The 7,439-nt window shown below is 42.6% G+C and carries 10 protein-coding genes; 6 read left to right on the forward strand and 4 right to left on the reverse strand.

Annotated features, from left to right (window positions below):
• Positions 1-365 precede the first annotated feature (365 nt).
• Both JL57_RS35675 and JL57_RS26830 read left to right on the forward strand, forming a co-directional pair.
• On the forward strand, positions 366-566 hold the full coding sequence (locus tag JL57_RS35675) for a tyrosine-type recombinase/integrase (protein WP_366557115.1): 201 nt from the start codon (positions 366-368) through the stop codon (positions 564-566).
• Positions 544-1,020, forward strand: a complete 477-nt coding sequence (locus JL57_RS26830; RefSeq protein WP_291300630.1) for a transposase zinc-binding domain-containing protein — start codon at positions 544-546, stop codon at positions 1,018-1,020. Before JL57_RS35675 ends, JL57_RS26830 begins: the two co-directional genes overlap by 23 nt.
• An 81-nt stretch (positions 1,021-1,101) precedes the next feature.
• On the opposite strand, the gene JL57_RS26835 is transcribed toward JL57_RS26830, so the two are convergent.
• Positions 1,102-1,347: a tyrosine-type recombinase/integrase gene (locus tag JL57_RS26835; protein WP_291300631.1), complete on the reverse strand. Its 246-nt coding sequence runs from the start codon at positions 1,345-1,347 to the stop codon at positions 1,102-1,104.
• Positions 1,348-1,504: 157 nt separating this feature from the next.
• Here JL57_RS26835 and JL57_RS26840 point away from each other — a divergent pair, with 157 nt between their 5' ends.
• The 4 genes from JL57_RS26840 to JL57_RS35685 are packed head-to-tail and all read left to right on the forward strand — an operon-like array spanning position 1,505 to position 4,731.
• Positions 1,505-2,737 carry a tyrosine-type recombinase/integrase gene (locus JL57_RS26840; RefSeq protein WP_034144964.1) on the forward strand — a complete coding sequence of 411 codons (1,233 nt, stop codon included), beginning with the start codon at positions 1,505-1,507 and terminating at the stop codon, positions 2,735-2,737.
• The gene (locus JL57_RS26845; RefSeq protein WP_034144965.1) at positions 2,734-3,708 is read left to right on the forward strand and encodes a tyrosine-type recombinase/integrase; all 975 of its coding nucleotides are present in this window, start codon (positions 2,734-2,736) and stop codon (positions 3,706-3,708) included. Before JL57_RS26840 ends, JL57_RS26845 begins: the two co-directional genes overlap by 4 nt.
• Complete coding sequence (locus JL57_RS35680; protein ID WP_291300632.1) at positions 3,692-4,162, forward strand: hypothetical protein; 471 nt, start codon at positions 3,692-3,694, stop codon at positions 4,160-4,162. Before JL57_RS26845 ends, JL57_RS35680 begins: the two co-directional genes overlap by 17 nt.
• The gene (locus JL57_RS35685) at positions 4,159-4,731 is read left to right on the forward strand and encodes a tyrosine-type recombinase/integrase (protein WP_291300633.1); all 573 of its coding nucleotides are present in this window, start codon (positions 4,159-4,161) and stop codon (positions 4,729-4,731) included. The genes JL57_RS35680 and JL57_RS35685 overlap by 4 nt, the downstream gene beginning before the upstream one ends.
• A gap of 84 nt (positions 4,732-4,815) precedes the next feature.
• Here the strand turns inward: JL57_RS35685 and JL57_RS26855 are convergent, their stop codons facing one another.
• The 3 genes from JL57_RS26855 to JL57_RS26865 all read right to left on the reverse strand — a co-directional run.
• On the reverse strand, positions 4,816-5,637 hold the full coding sequence (locus tag JL57_RS26855) for a site-specific integrase (protein WP_291300634.1): 822 nt from the start codon (positions 5,635-5,637) through the stop codon (positions 4,816-4,818).
• A complete protein-coding gene (locus JL57_RS26860; RefSeq protein WP_034144966.1) occupies positions 5,637-6,596 on the reverse strand; it encodes a tyrosine-type recombinase/integrase in 960 nt (319 codons plus the stop codon). The genes JL57_RS26855 and JL57_RS26860 overlap by 1 nt, the downstream gene beginning before the upstream one ends.
• Positions 6,593-7,439 (reverse strand): site-specific integrase (locus tag JL57_RS26865; RefSeq protein ID WP_034144968.1); only part of this gene is annotated, 847 nt, incomplete at its 5' end. The genes JL57_RS26860 and JL57_RS26865, both read right to left, overlap by 4 nt.

Here is a 7,439-nt window from a genome sequence, read left to right on the forward strand (position 1 = left end):
AACGGGTAAAGACTTTACAATCTGTCCTTGCTGTGGCGTTGGCCATCTCTGTAGAGCATCACCTAAATAGACATTAACTACATAATGTTTTTTAAGAATGCCACTTTATTGGGGAGGGGGAGTCTGTGTCATTTATGAAGCTTCAATTAACTTTGGTATTAATTTCGGACTGAAGATACATAGTATTTCGAAAAACGATTGAAATAAACAAGGCTGGGGATCTTAATTTCCCCATAGCGACGAACATCACGCAGTTTAGTCCAATAAAATTATCCAAAGTCAGGTTCCATTCGTAAAATAACCAAACTTATGTGCTTATATGCTTATCCAGCAGATGAGCCTTTTATTTACCCTGACTTCGGATAATTCCCTATTCATTATGGGGAGCTCTCCATAATAGGCACAGCTTCGCAACTCATCTTCTTGAAGATAATGCTGATCTCCGTACGATTCAAATCCTGATGGGGCATAGCAATATTTCAACAACCTCTAACTATATCCACCTATCAACAAACCATCTTTCCTCTGTGAAAAGCCCTCTTGATGGGGGGGATTCCTTTACCTGAGCTTCAAGATATTTTTAAACATGTTCGCCTTAAGCGCCTCTCCCCAGCTCAAGCCAAAGCCTTTCATATGATTCGACTGTGTCGAACCTCAGCTCTTGGTTCCCATGCCCAAGTTTGCACGGAATGTGGTGTTAAGGAGGTTTCTTTCAATTCCTGTCGTAACAGAAACTGTCCCAAATGCCAACATTCTGTTCAACAGGAATGGGTTGAGGCTCAGATGTCTAAGCTTTTACCAGTCGGTTACTTTCACGTTGTTTTTACAATACCTCAGGAACTTAACACCCTTGTTTTTCACAATCAGGAACTTCTTTATGCCCTCTTGATTCGATCCGCAGGACATACGTTGATGGAACTTGCAAGAGACCCTGAACATCTCGGGGCCACAATTGGCGTTACTTCAGTCCTTCATACGTGGGGACAGAATCTTTGCTTCCATCCCCATTATCCCGATTAATTTTTTATCCCGATTTTTATAAATGCACCCTAAACATACTGTGGAAACGAGTACATATCCTTATAAAAATCGGGATAAATCTTATTTCAGACCATACAATCTGCGGATTATTTCGTCATCATCTTTCCAGTATGATGCAGAATCATCATCTTCATTTAAAGGATTGGATGCACTGGTGGCCTGTTCAATTGCCTTACGTTTCATCTCCGTGTCGGCATAGGAATAAATCAAAGTAGTTTCCTGATCCTCATGTCCCAGCCACTCCGATAATAATGCTAATGGCATGCCTGACCGATAAAGATGCATGGCTCTCGTTCTACGAAACAAAACCAAACTTTTGGATTTGTTTCGAAATCAAAACTAAAATAAAATCCAAACTTTCCATTAAAAATCAAGGAAAATATGGACTGCTGGATTATGTAAAGTTTGGATTTTATTTTTGATGTAAAGCTTATATATGATAAAACTAAGGAGGTAATCATATATGAATTTTACACATTTGCAACAGTATTACCAGGAATTATTAAATTTTTTGAAAAAGGAGGGATACACAGAAAGTTATATCCGGCGCATTCAGGAAAACGTCCATTGGATCTTGAAAAGCGAAAAACATAAAACATGGCTATCTTATTTAGACATTTATAATGACCGGGTACAAAAATCAGAATCAACACCGTATAAAAAGAACCACAGGATAGCTTTTGGGGCCATACAGCAATTCGATCTTCATGGAGAGTATCCGAACAGAAAAATTAAAAACTGCTTTATAAAGCGAGGTGCTTATAATCAGCTTATCTCAGAATTCAGGGAACTGATAGATTTTTACAAAGCATCGGATAAGCTTCGTGGTCTTAAGGAAAGCACCATTTATGGAAATGCGTCTGCCGCATCATCTTTCCTCTATGCCATGCAAAAAAGGGGCATGAAAAGCCTTGGATGTATCGGTGAAGAAGACGTTCTATCCTTTTTTCTTGACAGAGAAGGCAATGTTTCCAAATGTAGCAGTTACAAGAAGCAGATAGCATCTGTCCTCAGGGCCGGAACTGACTGGAAAGAAAAAGAATGTCAGATTCTCCTTGCATACCTTCCACCAATACGCCCCAAAAGGAAAAACATCCAGTTCCTTACATTTGAAGAGGTGGAATCCATCCATGCTTTGCTTGATGACAGAAACTCCGGATTATCATTACGAGACAGGGCGATTGGTAAACTCCTGTTCTTCACAGGGATAAGAGCGTGCGATATCGCTGGGATGGAGCTCGGTTCCATTGACTGGGATGCTGACGAGATACATTTCCCGCAACAGAAGACCGGTCAGCCTCTTGTCCTTCCGCTTACGGCAACCATTGGGAATTCCATCTATGATTATCTCTTAAATGAACGATCGGAAAGCAGCGATAATCATCTGTTTCTTGGTACTGTTTATCCTCACTATCCATTTGAAGCCGGCGCTGTCTGGCATCAAGCAGCCAAAATTTATAAAGCCGCTTCTCTGCGGCAGGAAAAAGGTGATCGGCGTGGAACGCATCTTTTCAGGCACAATGTCGCTACATCTTTCCTGAGCAGCGGAATCCCCAGACCGGTAATCAGCCATACACTGGGGCATGCGAACCCCCATTCATTAGACCCATATCTCCACGCTGACCTTGTGCATCTGAAAGAATGCGCATTGAGTATAGAAGCGTTCCCGGTAAGGGAGGGGGTGTTCTGTCCATGAGCCAGTTCAGGTCTAATTTTTCCAAGATGATAGAACGGTTTATTGAATACCGCAAGGCATCTGGTTCATGGAACGAACCGTGTTACGGGCTAAATATCAAACTTTTTGACCATTTCTGTGCGGACAACTATCCGCCGGATGTGACATTGACACAGGAGATGGTTACTGCATGGTGTGCTAAAAGAGACACTGAGACAAACTGCTCATATGATACAAGAACAAGGGTCGTAAGGATGTTTATTGATTATCTGCAGCGCCGAGAACTTACGGATGTCTTTCCTCCGGCTGTCCTCAGACCGGAACCCCGAAAATACACTCCATATGCATTTGAGGAGGATGAACTGAAACATTTCTTCCATGTTTGTGATAGCATTCATCCATATCTTGGAAGGCGGGCGTCGCTAATAAGAAAGTTTACAGTCCCGGTCTTTTTCCGCTTTTTATTCAGCACTGGTATGCGTACAACTGAGGCAAGGCTGCTCAGGACAGAGGATGTAGACCTTAGACGGGGTGTCATCAATATCCAGAATTCAAAAGGATATGACCAACATTACGTTGTAATGCATGATACAATGACAAACCTTATGGCAAGATATGACCGGGCAATCGCTGAACTGCAGCCTTCCAGAACCTATTTCTTCCAGTCCTACAAAGGCTCCCATTATTCCAGGGAATGGGTGCAGGATAACTTCCGTACGCTATGGAACAAGGCGAATGGCCCTGCAGCATCGCCCGTCGCATATGACATCCGCCATCATTATGCAATCGTCAACATCAACAGATGGACTGATGATGGCTTTGGGTTCAATGATAAGCTTCATTATCTTTCGAAATCCATGGGGCATCGCTCCATAGAGGCGACGCGTTATTATTATTCCATTGTCCCCCGCCTTGCCGATACCCTAAGGGATAAGACGGAAGATGGTTTCAACGCCATAGTGCCGGAGGTGTCAGATGATGAGAAAGAATAATGAGGCTGTGATATTTTCGCGGTATATATCAGATTTCCTTTATGATTATGCTCCAAAAATGCTTACAAACAGCGAACGCACACTGAAATCTTATAAGGACGCTTTGACTCTTTATGTTCTGTTCCTTGAGTCAGAAGGCATTACGCCTTCTGGTTTTACAAAGACGTGTTTTGAACGACTGCATATTGAAAAATGGATCTGCTGGCTCAAAGAAAACCGCAGATGCTGTCCGGACACATGCAATGTGCAGCTTGCCTCTATCCGTGTCTTTCTTGAGTATGTCGGCATCCGTGATGTCAGCCTCATGTATCTGTATCAGGACGCAAGGTTAATCAAGAGGCAGAAATGTGCCAGTAAGAAAGTCAACGGCCTGACACGTGATGCTGTCACCGCCATGTTATCGGCACCGGATCCGTCTACAAGTATCGGGAAGAGAGATCTTTTGTATTCATGATCCTTCTATATGCAACTGCGGCGAGACTGGACGAGATCCTGTCGGTAAAGATCAAACAGATTCACATGGAGGAGAAGAAGCCATATATTACTATTGTCGGCAAAGGTCAGAAGACCAGAACCCTTTATCTTCTCCCGAAAGCTGTCTCACATATCAAAAAATACATATACGAGGTTCATGGGAAACCGGCAGATCTAGATGCGCACCTCTTCTATTCCAGAGTAGGCGGAAAGTACGCAAAATTGACTGAACCTGCGATAGACAAAAGGCTGAAGAAGTACGCAAAGAAAGCGCATGAAAAATGCCCAGACGTGCCGTTAAATATCCATGCTCATCATTTCAGACATGCAAAAGCTTCCCACTGGATTGAAGACGGGCTTAATATCTTGCAGGTCAGTTTTCTTCTTGGACATGCTCATCTGGAGACGACCATGGTTTATTTAGACATAACGACGGAGGACAAAGCGAAAGCACTGGCAACTCTCGAAAATGAGACGGATAAAAGAATTGCTAAGAAATGGAAGAATCCGAATGGATCGCTTAGGGGATTTTGTGGCTTGAAAACATAATTCCAGCGATAAATAAAATCCAAACTTTTTATCGTTGAATATAGCTTCTTTCCTTTGTTATTGCCGAAAAGTTTGGATTTTATTTTAGTTTTGATTTCGAAACATGTGTGGATGGATTTTTTCAGGAACTGCTTTACAACTTTTTTTTGCTGCTATACCATACTGTCTCAAAAACCTTGCTACATTATCATCTGACATCTGATGTTTTACACCCTTGTTAGTTGTATAAAACAGCAACTGGTCGGGGTTACTTTCCTGTTGAAAGAGACCAATGTATCTTTGGAAATGTTGAACTGTCTTCAGTGTAATGGGAACGATCCTACGTTTCATGCCTTTTCCGCTCAGATATACGCAGGGAGTTTTTGTGTTAGCTACAATGTCTTTTACCTTCAGGTCTAACATCTCCTGGTTTCTTGCAGCAGTATCATACATGAGGATCATAAAGAATAAGTTTCGTATTCCATTTTTGGTTCCAGTATCAGGCTGAGCAAGGACTACCTGCAGGGCTTCCTCCGACATAAACTCCATGACTTTTGATTTCATGTCTTTCTTGACTGGAATCTTTCCTAGGTCAATCAAGGATGCGTTTACTGTTGGTTCCATGTTCACTGCATATTTAAAGAATGAACGTATGCACGACATCCTATGGTTCCTTGTCGAGATGCTACAGTTCCTTTCCTTTTCAAGCCAATCAAGGAAATCAGAAACCAGCTGATAATCAAGTGTTGCAAATGTTATCTGTCTTAATGGGACATGTTTCACTTTTGTGACGTAGTCTAGTAGGATATTTAGTGTTTCCCTGTAGGACTTTACCGTGTTGAGGCTGCAGCATCTCTGTTCTGGAAGATAAACCGTAAGGAAATCTCGAACGAGACAGAACAGTTTGTCGTCTTTTTTCTTTCCCATTACTTCACCTCCGGTATAACCGCATTCACTTCATCCCAGTGGATGGATTCGGTTCTGACCAATCGGTCGGGAAGGAGGTGGATATAATAAGCAGTTTCCGAAAAATCATAGTGCCCCATATAAGCACTGAGATAAGGAAGATATGTTTGCAGTTCTTTTCCATCTTCCAGCCATTTTTGGAGTATCCTTGTGGCATAATTATGACGAAAATCATATATTCTTGGAGTTGATCCATGAAACGAAGTAATGCCGGCTATCTTCCAACACCTCCAAAAATGTCTCTGCAACCAGTTTTCAGGATATATGTCCCCGTTTGGATTCTTGAAGAAATATTCCCTGTCTTTATAAGCAAGATTGCTTAACGAATGATACTTTCGGCATAGTTCCAGCATGCCAGGGGCAACTGGAACAGTACGATCTTTATGCCGTTTTGTTTCTTTGATATGCAGTATCCCTGCATCAAGGTCAAATTCACTACAGTGCAGATGTCTAGCCTCGCTGGGTCTGAGTCCACAGCAGTACAGCAGGCGGAACATGACAGGAACGACCAGATGCCGGTAAGGAGAACGTTTGTCCTCTGGAATCCTATCGGATGCACGGAAGAAAGCAGTCAGTTCTTCATCAGTGTAGATATATGGTACAAAGGGTTTCCTGCGTCCAAACATTTCCAATGGTGCCACATAGGCGTTATCACCAACTGAATTCAGGTATCTCGCGAATTCGCGGAGGGCTATGATTTTCCTTATTACCGATTCTGGTTTCTGGTTCTGCTTTTTCCGGCCCCAGTCCATAACGATTTCCTTGGTCAAAACGGACGCATCGGGGTAATTCTCCATGCAGAAACGGTCAAAGTTTAAAAGATAACCGACATAGCTGTTGTCTGCGTACCCAAGCGATTTTTTGAACTGCAGCATGTCCTGCATCTGTCCAGCAAATCGGCTTTCAAAAGAGGGATTCATACCAGTTCCCTCCTTTCAGTCCCAAGTCCTTGGATATCAAGAGTACATTCAGACAGCATTGATGTAGCAAGGGAAAGATATCGCTTTGTCGAATCGAGGCTTCGGTGTCCTAAAATCTGCGATATAGTTGAAAGCGGAATCTCTGATTCCAGCATCCATGTACTTATGGAACGTCTCAAGGCATGAAATGTTTTCCCGTCTCTCGGAAGATGGGTGATGTCCGCCTTTTTCATATATTTAGCCAGTATACTTGAGGTAACGGCCGTATCAACAAGCTTCCTGTAAGGTGGTTCTACACGAAGGAAAACATAGGGTACATCAGTATCCGGGCGGCCTTGAAGTATATAGTCTGCCATAGCTTTGCCTGTATCAGAGCCGAATGGGAGGGACAGCGCTTCTCCAGTTTTCTTTTGGATGATATGCATTTCATTATGTTTCCAGTCAATGTCTGTCAACTTCAGGCCCAGGATATCTGAACACCGAAGTCCTGTCCGCGATGCCAGATAGATAATAGCATAGTCTCTTTTTCCTTGTGGCGTATACGTATTAATCTGTTCCAGCATAGCCTTAACTTCTTCCTGACTAAAGCATGGAAGAACCTTTTTTCGGGGTGTTGCTACTTTAAATAGTATCATTTCCGGAGTAAGTGCCGTTAGTCCTTCTACATTAAGGAAGCGTACAAATTTCTTAACAGAATCAATAACGTTGGGCATGCTTCCCCTGTGGGTAGGTTGGGTAGCTATCAGAAAATCCCTAATTATCTGTAATGACATTCCCGTGAAATCCTTGTGACCGATTTCTTCCAAAAACTTAAGGAAGTGTCTGACATTAGCCCGAATATAG

The sequence above is a fragment of the Desulfosporosinus sp. BICA1-9 genome, assembly GCF_000802135.1.